Source organism: Hydrogenophaga sp. (assembly GCF_028698005.1).
In the GTDB taxonomy this organism is placed as follows: Bacteria; Pseudomonadota; Gammaproteobacteria; order Burkholderiales; family Burkholderiaceae_C; genus Hydrogenophaga.
This window is the reverse complement of the sequence record NZ_JAQVEJ010000272.1, coordinates 1-2,583: the sequence shown is the minus strand read 5'-3', so window position 1 is coordinate 2,583 and position 2,583 is coordinate 1. Positions and strand designations below refer to the sequence as shown.

The following is a 2,583-nucleotide window of genomic DNA, read 5'->3' as shown; positions in this document are numbered from 1 at the left end:
TTTGACACCACAAAGCTCCCCGACCTCACCAATGGTGAAGTAGCGTTTGGCGGGAATGGGGGGGAGATTTTTCTCCATGTAAATCAAGGTGCTACCGGCAGAACCTTGAAATCTACTCTAACTTTCCGTGTTGTGCACGGATTGCACCCCGTTTCCCGTGCATATTGCTGAAATACCGTGACAATGGCCCGCCGTCAGGCATCCACGCCGGACCGCCTCCCGGTCAGTCGGCCGGCCCGCCATCACCGGCCAGGCCGGCGGCCTGTACCGCATCCTTGAGCTTGGGACTGGCATGAAAAGTGACCACACGCCTGGCATCGATGGCCACCGGCTCACCCGTGCGGGGGTTGCGGCCTGGCCTGGCGGCCTTGGTACGGATCTGAAAGTTGCCAAAACCGGAGATCTTCACGTCCGTGCCGTCCACCAGACTGTCGGTAATCAGGTCGAAAAACGCATCGATCATGTCTTTCGACTCACGCTTGTTCAAACCAATCTGCTCGAACAACATTTCTGCCAGCTGGGCCTTGGTCAGGGTAGGCGTCTCCAGGCTTTCAACGGCGAGTTCCATCTCGGGCATCTCCTAAGTTGCAGGGTCAGCAGCACACGTCGGTGATCAGCGCAGACGGGCCTGCACGGCACCCGACAAGGACGCCACCACTGCACGCACCGCCGCCTCGATTTCTTCATCGGTCAGTGTAGCGCCGTCACGACCCAGCGTCAGACGGATCGCCAGACTCTTCTCGTCAGCTGCCAGGCCTCCGGTGAACGAGCCATCAGCCTGCTTGCGCGGACGGTACACGTCGAACAGCACAGCCTGGCGCAACAACGCGGAACCCGACGCATTGATTGCGTCCATCACGGCCTTGTGCGTGACGCCTTCCTTGACCACGACGGCAATGTCGCGCTCCACCGGATGCTGGCGGCTGACCGGCTGAGCCACCGGCACATCGCGTCGCAATACCGCATCGAGCTCCAGCTCGAACAGCACGGGCACCTGCGGCAGGTCATAGCCCTGACGCCAGCGGGGATGCAGTTCGCCCACGTGGCCGATGCAGCGGCCATCCAGCCACACGCTGGCGCAGCGGCCCGGATGCAGCGCGGGGTGCTCGGCCGGTTTGAATTCCGGCTTCAGCGGTGCCAGCAGGTTTTCGACGTCACCCTTGACATCGAAAAAGTCGACCGCCCGATCGGCACAACCCCACTGCAGCGCATCGGCCATCCCGTAGGCCAGACCCGCCACATGCATGGGCTGGGCATAGCCAGCCACCGTACGATCGGTGTCCTTGACCGAGGGATCCTTGCGGAATACCCGGCCCAGCTCGAACAGGCGCACGCGCGAAGCCTTGCGGTCGAGGTTGAACTTCAGCACCGCCACCAGGCTGCCCATCAGCGACGAGCGCATCACGCTCATCTGCGAGGCGATCGGGTTGAGCAGCCGGATAGGATCCTCGTTGCCCGCCAGTTCGCGCTCCCAGCGCTCTTCGACGAAGCTGAAGTTGATGGTTTCCTGGTAGCCCAGGTGCGCCAGATGGCGGCGCACCGCGAACGGCCCGCGGCGCGACTCGACGCGCACGCGCGGCGTCAGTGGTGCCAGCGGCGCGGTCGTCGGCAGCTTGTTGTAGCCGATGATGCGCGCCACTTCCTCGATCAGGTCTTCCTCGATGCGCAGGTCGAAGCGGTACGACGGCGGCGTCACATCCAGCTCGCCCTCGCCCTCCGTGACCTGCAGCCCCAGGCGGCGCAGCGCGCCGGCGCATTCGGCCTGCGTGACCGGCATGCCGATCACCTTGGCGGCACGCGCCACGCGCAGCTTCACCGGCTTGCACTCGGGCATGGCCAGTTTCTGGTCGTCCAGCGGACCAGCCTCGCCGCCGCAGATCTCCAGAACCAGCTGCGTGATGCGCTCGATGTGCTCCACCGTCGTGGCCGGATCCACGCCTCGCTCGAAACGGTGGCCGGCATCGGTGCTGAAGTTGTAGCGGCGCGAGCGGCCTGCCACGGCATCGGGCCACCAGAAGGCGGCTTCGATGAAGATGTTCTTCGTGTCGTCGGACACGGCGGTGGCGTCGCCACCCATGATGCCCGCCAGCGACTCCACGGCCTGTGCGTCGGCAATCACGCCGACCTGGCCATCGACCGACACCGTGTTGCCGTTGAGGAGCTTGAGCTGCTCGCCCTCGCGGCCCCAGCGCACTTCCAGGCCGCCATGGATCTTGTCCAGGTCGAAGATGTGCGACGGGCGGCCCAGCTCGAACATCACGTAGTTGGAGATGTCCACCAGCGGCGTCACGCTGCGCTGTCCGCAACGCTCCAGACGCTCGACCATCCAGGCAGGCGTCTTTGCCTTCGTGTTCACGCCGCGCACCACGCGCCCGCTGAAGCGGCCGCACAGGTCCTTGTCTAGCACCTTCACCGGCAGGCGGTCATCGATCTTCACCGGCACCGGTGGGAACACAGGCTCCTGCAGCGGCGTGCCCGTCAGCGCCGACACCTCACGTGCGATGCCGTACACGCTCAGGCAGTGCGCCAGGTTGGGCGTGAGCTTGAGCGTGAACAGCATGTCGTCCAGTGCCAGCTGCTCGC

The 2,583-nt window shown here is 64.7% G+C and carries 2 protein-coding genes and 1 pseudogene; all 3 read right to left on the bottom strand.

Going from position 1 to position 2,583, the window contains the following annotated elements:
- Nucleotides 1-78, bottom strand: a pseudogene (locus tag PHQ87_RS15910) (MerR family transcriptional regulator); the annotation flags it as partial.
- Nucleotides 79-223: 145 nt separating this feature from the next.
- Nucleotides 224-568, bottom strand: a complete 345-nt coding sequence (locus tag PHQ87_RS15905) for an integration host factor subunit alpha (protein WP_300236561.1) — start codon at nt 566-568, stop codon at nt 224-226.
- 45 nt (nt 569-613) lie between these two features.
- Nucleotides 614-2,583 (bottom strand): phenylalanine--tRNA ligase subunit beta (pheT, locus tag PHQ87_RS15900; protein ID WP_300236558.1); only part of this gene is annotated, 1,970 nt, incomplete at its 5' end.